This is a genomic window from Blastococcus sp. CT_GayMR16 (genome assembly GCF_004570875.1).
Lineage (GTDB): Bacteria > Actinomycetota > Actinomycetes > Mycobacteriales > Geodermatophilaceae > Blastococcus_B.
The window spans coordinates 21,987-40,378 of the sequence record NZ_SPQK01000028.1 but is presented as its reverse complement, the minus strand read 5'-3'; the positions used below and the strand labels follow the sequence as shown (position 1 = coordinate 40,378).

Annotated in this window: 31 protein-coding genes; 5 read left to right on the top strand and 26 right to left on the bottom strand. The window is 71.2% G+C overall.

Going from position 1 to position 18,392, the window contains the following annotated elements; genetic code table 11:
• Positions 1 to 155 precede the first annotated feature (155 nt).
• From E4P38_RS21235 to E4P38_RS21220, 4 genes are all read left to right on the top strand, one after another.
• A complete protein-coding gene (locus E4P38_RS21235) occupies positions 156 to 485 on the top strand; it encodes a hypothetical protein (RefSeq protein ID WP_135133985.1) in 330 nt (109 codons plus the stop codon).
• The gene (locus E4P38_RS21230; RefSeq protein ID WP_135133984.1) at positions 482 to 697 is read left to right on the top strand and encodes a hypothetical protein; all 216 of its coding nucleotides are present in this window, start codon (positions 482 to 484) and stop codon (positions 695 to 697) included. The genes E4P38_RS21235 and E4P38_RS21230 overlap by 4 nt, the downstream gene beginning before the upstream one ends.
• 115 nt (positions 698 to 812) lie before the next feature.
• Entirely contained in the window at positions 813 to 1,709 is an 897-nt protein-coding gene (locus tag E4P38_RS21225; RefSeq protein WP_167760661.1) for a tyrosine-type recombinase/integrase, read from the top strand.
• Positions 1,710 to 1,742: 33 nt separating this feature from the next.
• Positions 1,743 to 2,132 (top strand): hypothetical protein, encoded by a 390-nt coding sequence (locus tag E4P38_RS21220; protein ID WP_135133982.1) that lies wholly within the window; start codon positions 1,743 to 1,745, stop codon positions 2,130 to 2,132.
• A 15-nt stretch (positions 2,133 to 2,147) separates the two neighbouring features.
• Here the strand turns inward: E4P38_RS21220 and E4P38_RS21215 are convergent, their stop codons facing one another.
• The 11 genes from E4P38_RS21215 to E4P38_RS21165 form a co-directional block, all read right to left on the bottom strand.
• Positions 2,148 to 2,765, bottom strand: a complete 618-nt coding sequence (locus E4P38_RS21215; RefSeq protein WP_135133981.1) for a hypothetical protein — start codon at positions 2,763 to 2,765, stop codon at positions 2,148 to 2,150.
• A 10-nt stretch (positions 2,766 to 2,775) separates the two neighbouring features.
• Positions 2,776 to 3,018 (bottom strand): hypothetical protein, encoded by a 243-nt coding sequence (locus E4P38_RS21210; protein WP_135133980.1) that lies wholly within the window; start codon positions 3,016 to 3,018, stop codon positions 2,776 to 2,778.
• Positions 3,019 to 3,121: 103 nt separating this feature from the next.
• A complete protein-coding gene (locus E4P38_RS21205; RefSeq protein WP_135133979.1) occupies positions 3,122 to 3,373 on the bottom strand; it encodes a hypothetical protein in 252 nt (83 codons plus the stop codon).
• An 89-nt stretch (positions 3,374 to 3,462) separates the two neighbouring features.
• The gene (locus tag E4P38_RS21200; protein ID WP_167760660.1) at positions 3,463 to 3,684 is read right to left on the bottom strand and encodes a helix-turn-helix domain-containing protein; all 222 of its coding nucleotides are present in this window, start codon (positions 3,682 to 3,684) and stop codon (positions 3,463 to 3,465) included.
• Between the two features lie 203 nt (positions 3,685 to 3,887).
• Positions 3,888 to 4,409: a DUF1353 domain-containing protein gene (locus tag E4P38_RS21195; RefSeq protein ID WP_135133977.1), complete on the bottom strand. Its 522-nt coding sequence runs from the start codon at positions 4,407 to 4,409 to the stop codon at positions 3,888 to 3,890.
• On the bottom strand, positions 4,409 to 4,627 hold the full coding sequence (locus E4P38_RS21190; RefSeq protein ID WP_135133976.1) for a hypothetical protein: 219 nt from the start codon (positions 4,625 to 4,627) through the stop codon (positions 4,409 to 4,411). Before E4P38_RS21190 ends, E4P38_RS21195 begins: the two co-directional genes overlap by 1 nt.
• Entirely contained in the window at positions 4,624 to 5,082 is a 459-nt protein-coding gene (locus E4P38_RS21185; RefSeq protein WP_135133975.1) for a hypothetical protein, read from the bottom strand. The genes E4P38_RS21190 and E4P38_RS21185 overlap by 4 nt, the downstream gene beginning before the upstream one ends.
• Positions 5,079 to 5,534: a hypothetical protein gene (locus tag E4P38_RS21180; protein WP_135133974.1), complete on the bottom strand. Its 456-nt coding sequence runs from the start codon at positions 5,532 to 5,534 to the stop codon at positions 5,079 to 5,081. Before E4P38_RS21180 ends, E4P38_RS21185 begins: the two co-directional genes overlap by 4 nt.
• Positions 5,535 to 5,537: 3 nt before the next feature.
• Positions 5,538 to 6,452 carry a M15 family metallopeptidase gene (locus tag E4P38_RS21175; protein ID WP_135133973.1) on the bottom strand — a complete coding sequence of 305 codons (915 nt, stop codon included), beginning with the start codon at positions 6,450 to 6,452 and terminating at the stop codon, positions 5,538 to 5,540.
• Complete coding sequence (locus tag E4P38_RS21170) at positions 6,452 to 6,688, bottom strand: hypothetical protein (RefSeq protein WP_135133972.1); 237 nt, start codon at positions 6,686 to 6,688, stop codon at positions 6,452 to 6,454. Before E4P38_RS21170 ends, E4P38_RS21175 begins: the two co-directional genes overlap by 1 nt.
• Positions 6,685 to 7,731, bottom strand: a complete 1,047-nt coding sequence (locus tag E4P38_RS21165; RefSeq protein ID WP_135133971.1) for a hypothetical protein — start codon at positions 7,729 to 7,731, stop codon at positions 6,685 to 6,687. Before E4P38_RS21165 ends, E4P38_RS21170 begins: the two co-directional genes overlap by 4 nt.
• Positions 7,732 to 7,821: 90 nt before the next feature.
• Here E4P38_RS21165 and E4P38_RS21160 point away from each other — a divergent pair, with 90 nt between their 5' ends.
• A complete protein-coding gene (locus E4P38_RS21160; RefSeq protein ID WP_135133970.1) occupies positions 7,822 to 8,259 on the top strand; it encodes a hypothetical protein in 438 nt (145 codons plus the stop codon).
• Here the strand turns inward: E4P38_RS21160 and E4P38_RS21155 are convergent.
• The 15 genes from E4P38_RS21155 to E4P38_RS21095 all read right to left on the bottom strand — a co-directional run bounded on the left by E4P38_RS21155 (position 8,256) and on the right by E4P38_RS21095 (position 18,388).
• On the bottom strand, positions 8,256 to 9,005 hold the full coding sequence (locus E4P38_RS21155; RefSeq protein ID WP_135133969.1) for a hypothetical protein: 750 nt from the start codon (positions 9,003 to 9,005) through the stop codon (positions 8,256 to 8,258). The genes E4P38_RS21160 and E4P38_RS21155 overlap by 4 nt on opposite strands.
• Positions 9,006 to 9,018: 13 nt before the next feature.
• Positions 9,019 to 10,065 (bottom strand): hypothetical protein, encoded by a 1,047-nt coding sequence (locus tag E4P38_RS21150; RefSeq protein WP_135133968.1) that lies wholly within the window; start codon positions 10,063 to 10,065, stop codon positions 9,019 to 9,021.
• Between the two features lie 116 nt (positions 10,066 to 10,181).
• The gene (locus E4P38_RS21145) at positions 10,182 to 11,051 is read right to left on the bottom strand and encodes a phage tail domain-containing protein (RefSeq protein WP_135133967.1); all 870 of its coding nucleotides are present in this window, start codon (positions 11,049 to 11,051) and stop codon (positions 10,182 to 10,184) included.
• On the bottom strand, positions 11,051 to 13,492 hold the full coding sequence (locus E4P38_RS21140; protein WP_135133966.1) for a tape measure protein: 2,442 nt from the start codon (positions 13,490 to 13,492) through the stop codon (positions 11,051 to 11,053). The genes E4P38_RS21145 and E4P38_RS21140 overlap by 1 nt, the downstream gene beginning before the upstream one ends.
• Positions 13,493 to 13,508: 16 nt before the next feature.
• Entirely contained in the window at positions 13,509 to 13,679 is a 171-nt protein-coding gene (locus E4P38_RS23080) for a hypothetical protein (protein WP_167760659.1), read from the bottom strand.
• A 68-nt stretch (positions 13,680 to 13,747) separates the two neighbouring features.
• Complete coding sequence (locus E4P38_RS21135; RefSeq protein ID WP_135133965.1) at positions 13,748 to 14,269, bottom strand: hypothetical protein; 522 nt, start codon at positions 14,267 to 14,269, stop codon at positions 13,748 to 13,750.
• Positions 14,266 to 14,676 carry a phage tail tube protein gene (locus E4P38_RS21130; protein ID WP_135133964.1) on the bottom strand — a complete coding sequence of 137 codons (411 nt, stop codon included), beginning with the start codon at positions 14,674 to 14,676 and terminating at the stop codon, positions 14,266 to 14,268. The genes E4P38_RS21135 and E4P38_RS21130 overlap by 4 nt, the downstream gene beginning before the upstream one ends.
• A gap of 60 nt (positions 14,677 to 14,736) precedes the next feature.
• Positions 14,737 to 15,147: a DUF3168 domain-containing protein gene (locus E4P38_RS21125; protein ID WP_135133963.1), complete on the bottom strand. Its 411-nt coding sequence runs from the start codon at positions 15,145 to 15,147 to the stop codon at positions 14,737 to 14,739.
• Positions 15,144 to 15,269, bottom strand: a complete 126-nt coding sequence (locus E4P38_RS23950) for a hypothetical protein (RefSeq protein WP_280791103.1) — start codon at positions 15,267 to 15,269, stop codon at positions 15,144 to 15,146. The genes E4P38_RS21125 and E4P38_RS23950 overlap by 4 nt, the downstream gene beginning before the upstream one ends.
• A 49-nt stretch (positions 15,270 to 15,318) precedes the next feature.
• Positions 15,319 to 15,672 carry a hypothetical protein gene (locus tag E4P38_RS21120; protein ID WP_135133962.1) on the bottom strand — a complete coding sequence of 118 codons (354 nt, stop codon included), beginning with the start codon at positions 15,670 to 15,672 and terminating at the stop codon, positions 15,319 to 15,321.
• A gap of 6 nt (positions 15,673 to 15,678) precedes the next feature.
• Positions 15,679 to 16,188, bottom strand: a complete 510-nt coding sequence (locus tag E4P38_RS21115) for a hypothetical protein (RefSeq protein WP_135133961.1) — start codon at positions 16,186 to 16,188, stop codon at positions 15,679 to 15,681.
• A gap of 1 nt (position 16,189) precedes the next feature.
• Positions 16,190 to 16,531 (bottom strand): head-tail adaptor protein, encoded by a 342-nt coding sequence (locus E4P38_RS21110; RefSeq protein WP_167760658.1) that lies wholly within the window; start codon positions 16,529 to 16,531, stop codon positions 16,190 to 16,192.
• Positions 16,525 to 16,914, bottom strand: a complete 390-nt coding sequence (locus E4P38_RS21105; RefSeq protein WP_135133959.1) for a hypothetical protein — start codon at positions 16,912 to 16,914, stop codon at positions 16,525 to 16,527. Before E4P38_RS21105 ends, E4P38_RS21110 begins: the two co-directional genes overlap by 7 nt.
• Positions 16,915 to 16,987: 73 nt before the next feature.
• Complete coding sequence (locus tag E4P38_RS21100) at positions 16,988 to 17,476, bottom strand: hypothetical protein (protein WP_135133958.1); 489 nt, start codon at positions 17,474 to 17,476, stop codon at positions 16,988 to 16,990.
• Between the two features lie 3 nt (positions 17,477 to 17,479).
• Positions 17,480 to 18,388: a hypothetical protein gene (locus E4P38_RS21095; RefSeq protein WP_135133957.1), complete on the bottom strand. Its 909-nt coding sequence runs from the start codon at positions 18,386 to 18,388 to the stop codon at positions 17,480 to 17,482.
• Positions 18,389 to 18,392 lie beyond the last annotated feature (4 nt).

Genomic DNA, 18,392 nt, shown 5'->3' with positions numbered 1-18,392 from the left:
CAACCCGCGGATTACAAGTTCGCTAGTTCGGCACCCTTTCGGGCACACGGTGACTCTGTGCGACCGCTGCTCCCCCGCCGCCTTCCGCCGGGGACCATCGTCGATCCGCGGCCCGCAACGGCCGCCGCTCGGGCGTCCCTCCAGACGGCTGCGTGATGAGCCAGCAGTGGCGGCACACTGAGCCCGACCCCAAGACCGGTCTGCACCCGCTCGCTCCGTGGCCGGTGCACCCTGCCGCGCCGCTCGACGTCGACCTGGTCGCCGAACTGCTCTCCGAGCTTCGGGGCGAGGTCACCACCTGGACCGAGCTCGAGAGGGGGCACGTCGAGCGCGGGAACCGGGAGATGGCCGACTGGTGCGGTGCGCACGTCGAGGCCGCGCGCCACGGCCTGAGCGCCGCTGAGCGCCTCATCGCCCGTGCCAACCATCGCGCCACACTGCGAGCCCGGGCCGGTCGTCCACCACGTGCGGCGTGGACCGCGTGAGCGCCGGCGATGAGCTAGACGAGATCATGCGCGACCTGGATCGAACGACCGCCGAGTGGTCGGCCGCCGGCTACGGCTACGGCACCCCCGAGGACGACGCCCGCGAAGGTGTGTTCGCTCGCCTCAAGGAGTGGAACACCGCGCACGACGCCAAGGCCGGCCCGGGGCGAGCTCACCCCGACGCGAAGACGGGCGGGGACGGTCGATCATGACTCTGCGTGCCGTCGACGTCCCGCCTTCACCCGGATGGCTGTGACCATCCCTCCGATGTCACCTGACCGTGCCGTTCCGAGATTGCTCGGTCTTGCTGATGCGCATGGCCAGCGGATGGGGGACCTGACGGCGGAGCTGCTCGATGAATGGACGCTGTGGATGCGCGCCGCGGGCATGAGCGAGCGCACAGTGGACAACCGGCTCAGCTTGGTGCGCTTCTTCGGCCGGTACGCCGACGTCGACGCATGCACCGCAGAGTGGAAGTCGCTGGCCACCTTCCTCAGCCGTGAACTCGCCTCCGGGCAGCGAGTCTCCCCCGGCACCCGGCAGGTTAACTACGCCGACCTCGACGCGTGGTTCTCCTGGCTGCAGGCCATGAGCTACCGCAGCGACAACCCGCTCGACCGGCTGCACAAGCCGAAGGCCGTCAAGAGGTACCCGCGGCCGGTCACGACCAGCCAGCTTGAGCGGGTGCTCGCGACCGCCAACCGGCGTCGCACGCTGGCCATGGTGCTCCTGGGCGCCTATCAGGGGCTGCGGGTGCATGAGATCGCAAAGTTCCGCGGCGAGGACATCGAGGGCCAGTTCCTCCACGTCCTCGGGAAGGGCTCGAAGCCGGCCCGGCTCCCCCTGCATCCCGACGTCGCGGCCATCGCGCTGGACTTCCCGCGCTACGGCTATTGGTTCCCGTCGTACACGCTGGCCGGCCAACCGCTGACGGCGAAGAGCGTGTGCACGGTGATCAGCAAGCTGATGGACCGAGCCGAGGTTCGCGCGACTGCCCACCAGCTACGGCACTGGTACGGGACGGAGGTCCTGCGCGCGGCCGGCGGGAACCTGCGGATCGCACAGGAGCTGCTGCGCCACGACTCGCCGTCGACGACGGCCCTCTACACCTTCGTCGACGACGCGGAGGCACGGGCGGCGATCCTGGGTCTCCCCCGCGTCGCTGGTCAGGCTGCCATCCCCGACGTCGTCGACGTCGTCCGGCAGCTACGGATCGTCGCCTGATCTTCCGGATCCGGTCCGGTACGGTCTCGCACCATGCGCGCTCCCCTGCTCCTGGTCCTTATCGCCGCGACTCTCACGGCCTGCAGCGCCGGCGGAGGAGGAGGAGGAGGCGACGAGTCGGTCGTCTACACGCTGGAGTCCGACGCGCCCATGGTCTCGGCCACCTACGCGACCGCGGACAGCAACGGCATCGGGCAGCAACAGGAGCTCGGCGTCGCCCCGCCGTGGACGAAGACTGTGCAGGTGGAGGAGAGCCTGCTGTCCGGGAACGCCTTCGTGCTGACCGGCTCTATGGACCCGGTGCTGGACGCGAGCGGCCCGGACGGAACGACGATCACCTGCCGCATCGAGGTCGGCGGGGAGGTCGTCGCGGAGCAGACGTCGACCGGGCAGTACGCCACGGCGACCTGCACCGCCAGATGACCGCTCGCTGGGCGGTCAGCTGCCCGAGGCGGCGAGGACGGCGCCGGCCTCGGTCAGGAAGTGCGGCCGCTGCCCCGCCCGGCGGTCCTCCGTGCGCGCAACGAGGTTGCGGTCGTAGAGGTAGGTGAGCGCGCCGGAAGCTTTGCCTTCGGTCCAGCCGGCCCGCCCCGCGAGCTCGACGAGGGTCAACCCGTCGTCGGCGCGCCGGATCCACTCCGCGGCCTGCTCGTACACGTACCCGGCGGGTGCCGGCAGCTTGGCGTCCGCGCGCGGACGGAAGGCGATGACCCGGCCGGCCTCGCGCCGGTAGTTCTGCGCGGTGCCGACGGAGACGCCGAGGGTCTCGGCGATCGCGCGTACCGGCATGCCCGTGGGGCGCTCGGCCGTGGGCGCGCTCATGGAGGCGGCCAGCGCCACCTTCTCCTGCCGGGGCAGGTTGAGCCTGGCAAGCAGGTCGCCGAATCGGTGCACGACGTAGGTGTGCCACGTGTCGAAGCCGCGGAGCAGGTGGGCATCGAGGTCGCGCAGTCGACCGAGGTTGTCGATCGCGGACGAGAGGTCGTCGCGGGTGGCCACCTCGAGCTGGTCGACCAGCTCAAGGGACGGCAGGGGGCGGAGGGTCTCAGCGGGCACGGTGGGATTCCTATCGAGGGGTGGAGAGGCAGCGGTGGCAGTTGCGGGTGGCCCACCGCGCGAAGTGCCCGTGCGGGCATCGAGGCGCATGGACGGGGACCCGGGGCAAGCGCTCGGGGTCGACCGCGGCCGCGGCGTCCGTGACCGGCACCGGGGTCGGGATCGGGGGCACCGGCCGGGCCGCCGGCGCCGCGGCGTAGCGGACGAAACGGCTGCCCACCCGCACGTACAGATCGACGTCCGCGGTCGTCATGGCAGCAGGAGCTCGGCGAGCGTCGCGCCGCCCACGGCGACAAAGAGCGCCAGGGCGCCGATGACGCGATCGGAGGCGCGCTCGATGAGGGACGGCGGGCGGTTCACAGGATGATCCCGGCGGCGCGCATGGCGGCGGTGGCCGACTCGGCCTGCTCGGAGAGCAAGGCGACGGCCTCGCCGCGGGTGATCAGGACGACGACGTTGGGGTCGTCGGCGGCGACGCGGTCGAGGTAGTCGACGGAATGGATGGTGCCGGTGGCGTCCTGGACGACGCAGGCCGTAGATCGGCCGAGGACGAGTGCGGCGAGCTGCTCGGCGGTGATCGAAGGGGTACAGGTAGCGGTCGCGGTCATGTCCTATTTATCGGACAGACCACCCCACATCTGTCCTACTTATCGGACATCGTGACCGGACCGTGACCTAGAACTCAGACACTCCGGTGTCAGCGTTCGGCGAGACCGACCAGCTCTGATGCCGTCATCTCGAAGGCGGCCGCGACGGCTGCCACGTCGTCGACGTCGAACGGCCTCTCCCCGCCGAGCTTGTAGGCCATCACCGAGGGCACGAGCCCCGTGCGCCGGGCGAGCTCCCGTCCGGACCAGCCTCGCTCCTCGCACAGTCGCTTGATCTCAACGGCGAGCGCAGCGGCCAACTTCTCGGACACGGGAGGAGCGTAGCCGTGGCTGTCCAGCGTTCAGATCTGTACACCTGCCCCGGAACGACGAAGACGCCCCCCGCCAGCCCGGAGGCTGGTGGGGGGCGTCTCGTGGGCTGACCAGGCCTCGTGCTCCGCAACCGCACCGGCAAGCTATGCCTGGGGTGCGACAGCTTCCGCTCGTCCACACCGGACGCAGGGTGCGTCGGCTGCTAGGTCAGCAGCTGGAGGACGGCGTCGACGCCTTCGTGCACTGCCCAGGCGGTGGCCAGGGTCGCGGCGAGGCCGGCGACGGACAGTGAGACGACGAGAGGCGCATCCCGCCACCAGCCGGCGCGGCGGGCCGGGTTCGCCAGGGCACCCCAGCGGACACCGACCCACATCACCCAGCGGATGAGGAACGGCACCCCCGCCTCCCGCATGACGCGGCGGAACAGACCGTCGGTGTCCCGGGCGTTCACCGGCGGGGTGAGACCGTCGATCGCCCCTCGGCGCGCCGCCTGGTGCGCCTTGGCGAGCTCTACGCACAGCCAGTCGTGGAGGACCGCGGCGGCCTCGTATGCGCCCTGCGGCGGGATCAGCGCCCAGAACACCCGCGGCACCGAGGCCAGGTCGGTCGGGAAGTCCGCCGGCACGTGGATGACGTCGGAGTCCCCGACGTAGTCGGTGGGGCCGACGGTGGCGTACTGCCCAGCTCCGACGTAGCGCAGGACAGGGCCGGCGGCGAACGGCATCAGTCGGCGTCCTGAACGACAGCGTGCCGTGGCTCGTACTCCTCGGTGTTGCCCGTCTCGTAGACGCCGAGCCCGGCCAGGGCGCCCACGAGGAGGCTGGCCAGCATCACCCGCCACGTGATCGGCTGATCGGACAGCAGCAGCGCCGTGGGTGGGCTCAGGAAGGCCGCGAGGGCGGACAGTGTGGCCTTCCGGGCCGTCGTCAGCAGCGCGATCACGGGGCCTCCTCCGGGACGAACAGGGGCGCCAGGTCGAGGTACAGCGGCGGCGGCTCCGGGATGTCCAGCCCGGCTCTCTGCGCCTTCGGCACCCACTCGTTGTCCCAGGTGGTGTGCTTGCGGGCTTGGTTGTCCCGCAGCTGCTCGCGGCGGCGCATGTCGGACAGCTCGCGGCGCAGCCATTCGACGTCGTCCCGCAGCTGCTCCAGCTCGGCGGCGTCCCGCTCGAGCTCGGCGCCGTACCGTGCGCGCCACAGCGCCTGGTCGCGCTCGATTCGCCGCTCCTGCCGGCGGGTCCACCAGCGGGCGAGGGCACCCACCCAGGCGAAGCCGCCCTTGAGTTCGGCGAGTCGCTTGGACAGGAACAGGTAGAAGGCCATGGCGACGACGAGCCCGAAGACGATCGGGTTGTCCATCCGCTCGGCGATGAGCGGCCACAGGTCGGCGTCGCTCATGCGCGCTCGGGCGGCGTCTTGGTCTCGATGAGCTCCCGGCGGCGGAGGACGGCGAAGATGCTGACGCCGAGGGAGCCGTGGACGAGAGCGGCCCAGGCGAGGCCCACGGGGGTGCGGACGCCCGGGCCGATGCCGGTGACGAGGAACAGTCCGAAGGCGACGGAGGCGTAGCTCAGCGCCGCCATCAGGTGCCCGATGGCGATGACGGGCCCCCAGCGGCCGATGAACCCGATGGCGCCGGTGATGGCCGCTGCGATGAACAGCGCACCCCAGGCCGTGAGGGGGGCGGAGTCCTGGACGCGTGAGAGCAGCGACGACGCGTCGTCGTCGGGGCGGAGGTAGTCCAGGCCGCGGATGAGGCAGACCAGCAGGGCACCGATCTGCACGATGAGGAGCACCCCGAACGCTTGGCCGGGCTGCCAGGTGCCGCGGCGCAGCCGGATGGAACGCATGGGTCAGACGGGCGGGTCGCCGGCGGCGGTGCCGAGCTTGTCGCTCGCCTCCGACACGGCTGCGGCGAGCTTGGACACGGCTTCTGCCTTGGCGCGGTTGGAGTCGGCGAGCCCGGCCAGCTTTTCGACGAGCGGTGCGTTCGTCTTCGCCAGCGACTGCTCGACGATCCCTGCCAGCTCGCCGACGCTGGCTCCGCCGACCACGGCTGCGCCGGCATCGAGGGTGGCTTGCACGCGGGCGACCTGGTTCCGCAGGCCCTCCGCAGGATCGGTGACCGCCCACATGAGCAGGTCGGTCTGCGCGTCCTCGTCCTGGATGATGGTCAGCAGGGTGTCCGTGACCGGCTTGACCAGGGCGACGATGGCGTAGCGGGCCAGGGCGGCGTCCTGGGTGAGCGTCTCCTGCTGCTGCTGGCTGAGTGCCATGAAGGGGTCCTCCTCGGACGGTGGGGTGTAACCGGGGGCGGCCAGCAACTTGGCCTGGATTCGGGCGCAGAACGCCTCGTCGCGGTTGATCTCGAAGTGCATGGGGTCCTTGCGGCCGGTGTAGTCGCCGCCCCAGCGGATCGCGCCCTCATACAGCGTCAGGTGGTCCTTGAGCTTCGCGATCTCATCCTTCGTCAGGTACTTCGTCGGTTCGACACCGAGCGGCCACTTCGTGGCGTCGACGTCGAGCGCGGTGCCGGAGGCGTGGTTGGACAGCTCCGTGCCGCCACGGATCGGCCGCTCGGCGTAGCCCCAGTCGTCGAGGATGCCGGGGTCGATGTCGCGGATGTTCGCGTCGAACCAGTTGCCGAGGTGCTGCAACAGCCAGCCCGGGGCGCCCTTCCGCAGAGCGACCTTCGTCTTGCCGCCAATCAGGTACGTCTCGACCTGGCTGCGGTCGTTGGCCGAGAAGCCGTTCTGCGAGCTGACCATCAGCCGCCGCCCAGCTTCGAGGTGAGCCGGCGGACGGTGACCTCGGACATGCGGTCCAGCGCGTCCGGGTCGCCGTCGTCGTAGGTGATCGTCACCGTGCCCGGTCCGATCGGCGGGCCGAGCGAGTCGGCGGGACGGTCGGGGTCGTTGATGCCGGTGACGATGCGACCGTCGACCTCGTCGGTCGGGATGGCCTCGTAGGCGTTGGCGGGGAACTCTGCTCGAGCGTCGGTCATGCCGTGGCCGTCCAATCGAGAGACAGAAGGCTGTTCGTCAGGTAGGCGGAGGTGTCGGTGCGGATGAGGCCGACGACGATGTTCGCCGCGTCGTAATTGAGGACTTTCACCACGCCGATGCGCTGCAGCAGGTCCGACGCCTGCTGCGTGGTTGTCACCTGGATGGACGACGGGGTGACGCCGAGCCCGTGGGGGAACGTGTAGGCGCCGCCTGCGTCGGTGGTGGGCGCACCGACGGTGTAGAGGACGCGGCCGGTGGTCTCGTACTTCCACTTCGAGCCGCTGTAGTACTGCTCGTTGTCGCCGACGAGCGCCTTAGCACCGGCGTGCAGGTTGCCGGTGTAGTAGGTGTCGCGGGCGGCGTTGGACGCGAAGACGGGGACGTCGGAGCCCTCAGCCCACACTGTGCCGGTCCACCGCTGGACTAGGCCGCCGAGGTCGAGGCGTTTCACCGATAGGCCGAGGTACTTGTCGAGTGCGTCCCGCTCGGCCTTGGAGCTGACGGGGACGGGGGCGCCGGGGGCGACGGCGTATTTGAGCTCCGGCGTCACGTCCTGTGCCCGGATGTTGCCGCTGCTCTCAGCAGCGACGCGCACCGCGGTGGCAGCGATGGACATCCAGTGCGCGTTGGCCAGCGCGTTGGTCGGCCGGCCAGCGCCGGGCGTTCCCTTCAGGATCCGTACCTTGCCGGTCGCGGCCGCCGTGCCGGTGTCGATGACCTCGACGATGACCAGGTCGGTACGGGCCTGCGCGGAGGACGCGTCGATGTCGAGGTCGACCTGGTCCCAGCTGACCCGGTAGAAGCCGCCGGACACCGAGGTGGACGGGATGTCGGCGATTCCAGCGTTGACGCGCACCTTCATCACCGGGGTCGCCAGCGCCGCCACCAGCCCGGGGTTGCCTCCGGACGGCCGGACGCCGCCCCGCGAGGCGAGCGGCGTCGCCCCCCCGCCGCTGGAGAGGACGTGCAGCCGCAGCTCCTGAGCATTCTGGCTCTTCCCGTCGACGAACGACGGGGACCGGGTGGCCATCTCTGAGGCCATGGGGCTCCCTCCGACACGCGCCTTCGGCGCTTCCAAGTTGCGGTTCGGTCACGTACCGTTAGTGATCCACCGCGCGGAGGAGTCACCGAGATGAGCCGGATCAGTCAGGTCGTGCGTGCGCACACCGGGATCGCCATAGCCAGTGCTGTGCTGGTCCTAGGCGGCGCGGGCGCAGCGACGGCCGCCGTGGCGACGACGTCGACCGAGCGCCCGGCCGAGGAGGCGCCAGTCGCGCCCGCGGGCGACGTCGAGGACAGCCCCCAGGTGGAGGCTCCGGCCGCTACCGTCGAGGACGTGACGACGACGCCCGACGACGCGACTGCCCCGGCACCGGCTCCGGCACCGGCTCCTGCGCCGGTACCCGCGCAGGAGACCGTCCCGGCGCCTCAGGTGAACCCCGACGGTTCTCTGCCGGAGGGGTGGCTACCGCCGCAGAACCCCGGCGAGCCGCCATGGGCGCCCAACCCGGGTCTGCCCCCCTCGGAGAAGCTGCCCGGCGAGACGGGGTACGTCGCCCCGGCCGGTTAGGACTGCCGGCCCCACCAGCCCAGCGGCTCAACACGCAGCCCACCACCCGCGCTGGTGCGCCGTCCCTGGACCTTCACGTTCAGAGTGCTTGTGTGGACACCCGCCACAGGGCCGGGACCGACGAAGCGGGTCGCGATGGTGAAGCCCTCAGCAGTTACGGGGCCGAGGGGCACATCGTTGACGAGCACCTGCGTCTCTCCGGACGTGCCAGCCGTGTCCATGGTGGCCCGGTAGCCCACGATGAGCTTGGGCTGCTGCTTGTCCAGACTCGCGTCCCACAGCGTTTCCCACGCCGGTGACGTGGTGGACACGGACATGTCGACGTACCTGGCGCGCGCGAAGCCGCCGGCCAGCCAGGGCCGAGCCAGGCCCTGTCCGGAGTCGGTGTCGTCGGAGATCGTCACGTTTCCTGCGCGGTCGAACATCGCAAGGAACTGCTGGAACCCGCCCGACCCAGGCAGGGGGTCGTACATCGCCAGGGCGAGCGTCCCATCGGCCCGGTACAGCAGGTGCATCGGCTGGTAGGAGCCGTCGGGCAGGTCGAAGCCGTGGTTGTAGTCGTACAACCCGGAGTGGACCATCGTCGAGCCGTTCGGGTGCTCGACCCGCATCTTGCTGCCGGCGGTGACCACGAGGCCCTTGCCGCCGCTGATCGTGGTGAAGGCGGCCCGAAGAGACGTCTCCAGGTTCTCGATGCGTCGCTGCAGGTCCGCGATGCGGTTGTCCTCGCTGGGCGGTGGCAGCACGCGTGGCCTCCCTTCAGGGGTTGGTGACGACCAGGTCGACGGTGTCGACGCTGCTGGTGCTGGGATGGATGTCCCAGCCGATGACACGGAGCAGCACCTCGCGGAGCGGCCAGCGGGTGTCGCTCACGCGGGCGACGATGTGGTCGCCGAGCACGTAGGAGCCGAACGCGGGTTCGGCGTCCGCGCGGACTCGCAGTGTCCAGCCCTCGTTCACCCCGAGCCTGTCGGCCAGCTGAGCGGACGCCTTCGCGAACGCGTTCTCCAGCTGGGTCTCGTCGCCGGTGTGCGTGTACTCGAGCAGCGGCCCGCCGGTGTCGGTCTCCCGGGTGTCCAGCGCGGTGGCGATGATCTTCGACTCGCCTTCGCCGGCGCCGAGCACGTCGACGAGGTTGGCGGAGGTGTAGGCGTCCTCGTCGAGGACGAGGTCCTCGACGACCCCGGGATGTTCGAAGACCAGCTGCGTGTCGGCCGCGGACACGCCCAGGGTCGGGTAGCCGAACCTCCAGGTGGCGAACGGGGCGTTGGTCACCGGGTCGATCGCGTAGTCGAGGCGTTGCTCGAAGCCGCCCTGCACCGCGGCGAGCTCGGCGAGCAGCTCGCTGATCTTCTTGCGCGACAACGCTTGGTAGCCGTCGAGCTCGAGGCGGTCCCGCAGCACTCCGGACACGGCCGGGTCCAGCCGCAGCCACGGCACGTCGGCGGCCGGCCCCTTCGACAGCGGCTGCTCCAGGGCGTGGAGCAGTGGCCGGCCCAGGGCGTAGCGGATCAGGTCGCGGGCGATGCCGAGCTGGTCGACCTGGGAGAACTGCAGCGTGGCCCGCACGGTGCGGGCCGCCAGCAGGGAGTCGATGCGGTCGGCCTGCACCGTCATCACCGGGTTACCGGCGCGGTAGCCGGGGCGCGCCCACACGAGGAAGCAGCCCACCGGGCGGTTGTCGCGCATCGGCCAGATCACCGTCCGCCGCGGTGTGGTCACGAACTCGGCGTCGACCCCGCCGTCCTCGATGCCCCGGGAGAACATGGGGTCGGCCAGGTCGACGACGCCAGTCAGGCGGGGCACCGACAGAATGGAGTCGGGCACCGAGGTGACCTGTAGGGGCAAGGCCTGGCAGAGCTGGGTGCCCGTTCGCAGGTCGGTCACCAGGTATCGGAACGTCGAGTCGCTCACTGCCGCGGTCACCACCAAGCGGGGAAGAAGAGGACGCCCATGGTGGGGGTGCCGCTGCCGGTGGCCTCGCCGACCGCCTGCAGGTCGCTACTGATCCCCGGCGGCAGCTCGAACAGTTGCGTCACGGTCGACCCGGGCTCCGGACCCCTGTAGGCGGTGCCGTTCAGGATCGCAACCCCGCGGTCGGTGTCGATGACGAGCTCGTCGTCGTCGTCGAGCGTGAGGCCGTACCGGAGCACCTGGTTGGTGGTGGCGTTCAGCACGCCGGGCCGGACCTGGGGTCCCTTGAGCATGATCAGCACAGGGGCCGGCGCGGTTCCCGGGTTGGTGACCGTCTGGGCCCCGCCGGCCGCCCGCGCCGGCAGGAAGAGGGGCGGTGTCCACGGGGGAGCGACGCCCCCGCCGGGCTGCTGCAGCGGGGTCGGGGACGGCGACACCGGCTCCAGGGCGTACCGGCGTGGATCGGGTGCGGCCAGGGTCAGCTGCCACTCGAAGACCACCGGCGTCAGGTCGGTGACCCGGGGGTCGGAGTTCAGCTCGACCGCGGCCTGCCGGGACATGTGCCGTTCGTGGACGACGAGCTGCTCGAGGTCGGGTCCGGACAGCAGCGCGGTGAAGCGGTCCTTCGCCTCCTCCCGGGCGACCGGCGTGGGCGCCTCGGCCACGCCGGTGAGCGTGATCAGCCGCTCCTCCCCGTAGGGGCGGGAGCGGGTCGTCCCATGCCCCGAGGGGCGAGGCGATCGCCGTGACCGCGGGTTCAGCCCGGCCGACCAGCCCGTCTCCTTGTTCACCTTCCACAGCACGCCGGCCTCGTCGACGGCGTTCCCGGTCCAGCCGGGCAGCTCGTACACGACCTCGCCGACCAGAGGGGTGGCCATCACCGCTCCTTCGTCGCCCAGGTGCCCAGGTTCACGACCTCGGTGGCCAAGGACCGCACGGACTGCCCCTCGTAGGCGTGCACCTGGAGGACGGGGCCGTCGCCGCCGGCCGCGCCCTGGGAGGAGCCCGCGGCAGCGGCCGCCGCAGCTGCCCGCCCAGCCGTGGCGAAAGCGCCCGTGGCACCGATGTCGCCGGCAGCGACACCGGGGGTCGCCAGCATGAGAGGGACCGCGACCGCGGCCGCGGCCAGCGACATCGTCGCCCGCTTCACCAGGCTCGTCTGACCGAGCATGCCCTTGACCAGGCCCTGGCCGATGTTGCCGCCGTAGCCGGCGAACACCTTGCTGGGCGAGGAGATGCCCAGGGCCGCCTCGAACGGGCCGCGGATCCAGCCCGGCACGAGGTCCAGGAAGAAGCGGCCGATGTTGCGCAGCAGCGACCCGGCGCCGTCGAGGAGGCCCTGGATCATGTTCTTGCCGGCGTTCCACAGCAGGGAGCCGAGGTCGCCGAGCGCGCCGAGGACCTTGCCCGGCAGCTCCTTCACGAACGACACCGCCGAGTTGACCCCGTTGGAGAAGGCGCTCTTGATGGCGTCCCAGTGCTTGATGATCAGGCCGACGAGGGTCCAGTTGAGGAACAGGTTCCAGATCCATTCGGCCCCGGCCTTGACGGCGCCGACGATCCACTCCCAGGCCTTCTTCGTCCAGGCGACAACGGTGTCCCAGTTGGCGACGATCAGCGCGACCAGGGCGACGACCGCGGCGATCACCCAGCCGACCGGACCCATAGCCACCACCCAAGCGGCGGCCATCTGAGCGCCGGACACCAGCGCCCTGACACCCATCATCACCCAGCTGGCCACGACCCCGGCTGCAGTGGCCGCTGCGGATGCGACCATGACCGCGCCCCTGGCAACGAACCCCGCTGCCATCGCCACCAGCGATGCGACCGTGCGCACCTGCGCGGCTACCCAGGCCGCCGCAGTCGAGGCGGCCGCCGCGATCGAACCCAGCATGGTGGTGCGCTGCACTCCGGTGAGGACGCCCATCTGGAATGCGAGCGCACGCTGGGCAGAGGCGAGGGCGAAGTTCGACGCGACTTGCGCAGCCTGGATCGGCAGGGACGCCAGTGCAGCGATGTTGGCGGCGGTCTGGCCGGCCTTCCAGAGCAGGAACCCGGCGGCCAGCACGGGCAGCACCCAGGACAGCTGGTCGGCGTTGTCAGCCAGAAAGCCGACGACGTCGCCAGCCGCGCTGACCAGTGTGGCGACGTCGGGCAGCACCCCGCCCACGGACTTCAGCATCGACAGCACGCCACCGCCTGCGGAGGCGGCAGACCCGAACTCGCCGCCCAGGTCACTGAAGTCACCCGAGCGCACCGCCTCGAACACGGCGAGGGCGGCCTCCCGGATCCGGAACAGCACGTCGACGGCTCGGCTGTCCTCCGACAGCCCCGCCACGAGCCCGCCCTTGTAGTCGCCTTGGAACAGGATGCCGTAGGCGACCTGGCCCCAGCTGGCCACTGTCGCGATGCCGCTGGCCAGCCGCGGCATCATGTCGGCGACCCAGGATGTCGCCCCACCCAGACCGTTCTTGATCATCGGGATCAAGGGTTCGATGGCCTTGGCGAGGCCCATGTTGACCGTGTCCTTGAGCGTCGAGAACATGCCGTTCAGCGACTGGGACTGGGCGTCCATCAGGCCGGTGAACCGCTCAAGGCCCGCGCCCGACTCCAAGGCGCCCATCAGCTGGTCGAGCTCCTCGCGGCCGAGCTTGCCCTGCTGGGCGAGCTCGGCGACCTGCTCCACGCTCTTTCCGGTGGCGGCGGCCAGCAGGTCGAACACGGGCACGCCGGCGTCGCGGAGCTGGTTGAGGTCCTCTCCGGTGATCCGGCCGGCCGCGGACATCTGCTGCAGGGCGACGGTGGCCCTCTTCACGCCCTCAGCGCCGGTGCCCATCCCCGACGTCGCATTGCCCAGCGACGTCATGATCGGGATGACCTTGTCGGCGCTGATGCCCGCGGACACCAGGGAGGAGGCGGCGGTCTGCAGCTCGGGGAACTCGAACGGCGTCTTGGCCGCGAAGGCGGCCAGGTCCTGCAGGAAGGCGTCGGCTTTTTCCCCGGAGCCGAGCATCGTCGTGAAGGCGATATTGGCCTGCTCCATGCTGGCCGCGGTCTGCAGCCCGGCCTTCGCGCCCGCGACGCCCAGGCCTCCCAGGGCGACCGCGCCCGCGGCGACTCCGACGGCGAGGGTCTTGCCGATCGAGGCCAGCGCGCCGCCGAGACCGGAGGCGAGACGCGCGCCGAGGGAGCGGCCGCCGGCGTCGCCAGCGTCCCCGGCCGACTTCTCGGTCATGGACCGGAGCTCGTCGAGCTGCTTGCGGGCGGGCGCGAGGAGGACGTCGACGTCGATCGTGGTTCTGCCGAGGTTCTCCTCCACGCCCACACCCCCCTTACTAGGACCTCAGGCGCTCGGGGATCTCCGGCGCGCCTTCGCTGGCCCGGATCTGTGCGGCCCAATCGCGGTCGACCTGGGTGATCCGGCGGGCCCGGACCGGGAGCAGCCGGGACAGCGGCGGGACCTTCCGGGCCTTGTGCAGGGACGCGGTCAGCCACGCCTGGTGCACCGAGATGCGCTGCGCGGCCTCCGTGATGTCGCGGTGGGCCAGGAGCCGCTGGTTGACCTCGTGCGGGGTCAGGCGCCAGAACTCGGCGTGGCCGATCCCGGCTCGGAGCGCGGCGTGGAGGGCGTCGTCCCAGTTCCAGCGCCGCGCTTCGTAGGGTCCTCGCCGGCCTGCGCACGAACGACTGCGTCGGCGAGCTCGGCGCTGTCCACGCCGAGGGCGCTGCTGATCGCCGCGATGCCAGCCATCATGGCGTCCTTCCACGACGCCGAGCCGGACTTGCCGTCGCCCAGGAGTGCACCCACCTCCTCGAGTTCCAACGGGTCGCCCTCGTGCAGCAGCCCGGCCCACACCACCGCACGGATCACCCGCGGGTTGAGCCGTGACGCCGCCTCCATGACGGCCTCAATGTCCTCCAGGCCGGTCAGCGCGCAGGCCTCGATCATCGCGTTGCCGTCGAAGCGCAGCACCCGGCTCCTGCCGCCGATCCTGAGACGCTGCGCGGCGTGCGGATCCCGCTTGGCCTGGTGGTCCTGTGTCGGCGGGCGCTGGCCCGCCGAAGCGTTGGCCTTCTTCACCTTCGGAGGGGTCACGCCGCGGCCGTCCAGCCGCCGGTGACCTTGAAGGTGCCGCTGAACGTCGACTCACCCTGGTCCGGGTACTCCTGGTCCATCTGGGTGACGATGGCCGTGGCCTCCTCGTGGGCCACCCCCGCGCGGGACGTCTGCAGCATCACGAGGGTTCCGTTGCGGTTCGCGAGCTTCAGCGCATCGAAGCCGGCCTCCGCGGCGACGGGGATCAGCCCGTCGAGGGACACCTCCGACTCGTAGCGGCCGGCGCGCCCCTCCCACTCCCGGCCGTCCTTGGAGGAGAAGTCGATGGTGTCGCTGGACTCCGACAGCGACGCGTCACGCTGCGCGGCGACGGTGGTCCACACCGGCACGGTGGGTGTGCCGGTGTTGACCTTGACGAGGAAGTCGGTGCCGTTCATGCCGGTCATGGGTCGTCCTTTCGGGGAGTGACGATAGAAGGCGGTTGGCCCAGGGTCGGGCCGGTCAGCTCAGGCTGGGTCGAGCACAACCCGGACGGTCAGCAGCCGTCCGTAGGAGTCGTCGCCACCGGCGTTGCGCGGCCCGGTGACCGAGGTGAGCAGCGATGGCTGGCCGTCGACGACGATCGGCCGCCGGTGGAAGAGGACGCGCACCCGGTCAGCGATGTCACCGACCGCCTTGGACGACCCGGTGCGCGCGGTGTAGCAGCGGATGTCCTGATACAGCTCGCGGCCGCGCAGGTCCTTGGTGTCGAACGGGTTGGTCGCCAGCTCGCCCGGGGTGATCACGTACGGCAGCTCGGCATCGTCCGGGGGCGGGTCGACCGTGAACACCGCCGGCTGACCCGCGTAGATGGCCAGCAGCTCGCCGAGCTGCCCGTCGGCGACCATGCGGGCGTGCAGGGCAGTGGACAGGCTCACCGCTGCTTCTTCTCGGCCCGCTGACGGGCGGCGATCGCCGCGGCCGAGCGGCGCGCCGCATCACGCGTCGCGAACTCGTCCTGGAGCCGCCGGCCGTTCTCCCACCAGGTGACCGTGTACATCGTGACGCCAGAGCGTCGGCTGCTTCCGACGATGGGTGCACCGGCCACGTCAGCCCACCGCCATGCCGCGCACGATGTCCGCCTTCGACTCCAGCACGGCCGGGCGCACCGACGGCTGGGCTGCGATGCGGCTGGTGCCGTCCTCGATCAGTCCCATGTACCAGGCCTCCGGGGGGAAGCCGACGGTCAGCCGGACGATGTCGGGCAAGGAGGTCACCTTGCGGGTGGCGGTGTCCGCCGCATGGCCACCGCCGGGCAGATTCCCGCCGCCGCTCGAGCGGGGGGCCCGGGAGCGGATGCGGCCGGCGAGCATCTCCCCGACGTCGTCGGCGTTTCGACGGACCCGGGCCTCGATGGCGGCCATGACCTCGCCGGTGCGCCAGGTCGACCGGACGCGGGCCATGACGTCTCAGCCCCGGTCGTACTCGACGAGCCAGCGGTCGGCGCCGGCGGCCCACACACCGCCGCGGCGCACGACACGGCCGTCGACGACGTCGTAGCCGCTGGCCGGGACCTCCTCGTAGGTGGTCATGTCCGTGACGGTCACGTTCTCCGTGGCGGTCGCCGGCAGCGACAGGTGCTCCTTGCCGCCGTCGCGGCGCACGTGCCCGCGGGAGGGCGGATCGGCGGCCGCGGCCGCGGCTGCCTCGTCCTCCGCCGCGGCGGAGGAGATGCTGGCGCTGGTCTCGGTCGGGGTGTCGCCGGCCGGCGGCTCGGGGCTGTCCGCGGCGTCTTCGGCGAGGACCTCGTCGGTCGAGGCCTCCTCGGCCGGGGTCTCGGGGCTGGCCGAGACCTCCTCGGTCTCCTCGACCGCGGACTCCGTGCTGACCGGGACCTCCTCGGCCTCGGGCTGGGCGGACTCAGGGGTCTCCTCGGCCGCGGTGCCGTCGGTCGTGGCCGGTGCGGTGCTCTTGACCATGTCAGGTTCCTTTCTGGATCTCCGAGCAGGCGGCGGACAGGTAGCCCGGCGCCGAGGGGTGGGTGACGGCCTCGACCAGCAGCAGGTAGCCGTCGACGGCCACCTGGTCGCCGCGGCGGACGTCCTGGTCGGGGGCGAAGTAGACGACATGGGCGACGATCGCCTGCAGCTGCTCGGCGATCTCCGCATCCCGGTCGCCGACAGGGCGCCGGCGGCACGCGACGTCGGTGGCCGTCGGCGAGTACTGATCGGTCCAGCCGCCCTGCCCGTCCGAGACACGGGCCTTGCGGCTGAGGACGGCGCGGGAGCGGAAGCGCCGCTGAGCTGCGTCGCCCCTCACCATCGCGGGCGGAGGTCGCGGTAGGCAGGGTCGGGGTATTCGACCGGCGGTGGGAAGCATCCGAGAGGTCCGCCGACGCCGCGCCCGGCAGATGCGGAGGCGGCAGAGGTCAGGATCCGGTCCCGCCGGCCGCGGTCGTAGGTCGACGCCTCGTCCCCGAGCGATCCCGCAGCCAGCGACAGCGGGTTCTCGTACGCGATGCCGCTGAGCTCGAGCGCCCACGAGTACAGCGGGGTGCCCTTGGGGGCGGCCGGAAGCTCGAGCACGCCCATGGCGTCCTTGAGCCAACCGACCGCAACCTGCTCGGCGAGGACGGCGGAGGCTTCCTTCACCGGGTACTGCAGCCAGTTCGCCAGGTCGGCCGGGGCGATCACGGGGTCGGGCATGGAAGGCCTCCTTGCTCGCGCGGGACCGTGATGGTGGTCGGAGCGACCGGCTGGCCGCCCCGACCACCGACGGTCAGGAGGTGCTGTCCGGCGTCGACGTCGGCGACAGCGTCGACGCCGCGGCGTCGACGGTGGCCTCTGCCTGGGCCCGCGCCTCGGCCTCCGCCTGCGCCAGAGCTGCGGCGTCGGCCTCCGCCCGCTGCCCGAGGAAGGAGGCCATGTACTCGTCGTCCTTCAGCTGAGCAGCCGTGACCTCCTCGGCCAGGTCCTCGGTGATGAGGTTCTGGCGGACCCGGTAGGCCAGCCAGATCGGCTTGGTCGCCAGGTTCTTCGGCCGCTCGAGGGTGACGCCCTCGCCGGCGCTTCCGGTGGCCGGGTCGTCGGGGACGACGACCACGTCCGGGACGACGACGTCCTCCACCTCGAGGAGGTAGCCCTCGTCGGCCAGCCGGATGGCGTCCTCGGGCAGGATGCCCGCGGGCGCCGGCTGACCGGCGTAGACGTACTCGGACTTCCCCTCGCGGGTGCGGACCATGGTCAGGGGAGCGACGCCCAGGTACATGGGTCAGACCCCCGTGATCTTCACGGCCGCGCCGGGCTCCTGAACCATCGGGACGGCGATCTTGCGGGCCTGGATGCGCCAGCCGTCCCGCTTGTCGTCCCGGATGGTCTTGGACTCGACGTCGCCCGGCGTGCCGTCGTAGCCGCCGCCGATGTTCTCGTAGGCGATCGAACCCAGCTGAGTGGAGTCGGCCGCCAGCACGTCGACGCCGACCGGCATGTTCGTCGTCTTCCAGATCTCCAGGCCCGCGATGCGCACCATGTTGCCGGTGAGAAGGATGCCGTTCTCGCCCTCGCGCGGCGCGCGCTCGATCACCTTGGTGGCAGCGAGGAGGCGGGCCCACGGGACCGGCCTGGCGGCCAGCACGTTGACCGAGTAGCCCTGGTTGAGACCGTCCGGCTGCGCGCCGGCCAGCAGGATGTCCAGCAGCGGGTCGGCGCCGGCCACGTTCCAGGCTGCGCCCGCGGTCTGCGTCTGGGTGACCGCCGACCCGATGGCCGACAGCGCGAGCTGGTCGAACTGGAACGCGATGCGGTTCGCCAGCTTGATCAGCTTGCGCATCACCAGGTCCATGCGACTGCGGGCGACGAGCTCGTCGGAGATCTCGTCCGCCAGGCCCCACTTGTCGGTGGTGGCCACCGCCACGGTGCCGGGGGTGCTCGTGGTGAGCGGGTACTCCATCAGTGCGGCGACCCGCTCGGCCGGGAGATCGGAGAAGATCGACTCAGCGATCTCGAAGACGGCTGACCCGGAGCCGGTCAGGTCGACGCGGCCGGACAGCAGCTTGTCGCCGATCAGCCGCTGCTGCACCAGGGTGCGGAGCAGGCGGTAGATCAGGATCGGGTTGTTCATCAGCCGGTGGACGGTGATGACCTGGCCGTTGATCGTGGGCCCTGCAGGGGGGTATGTCATCGGG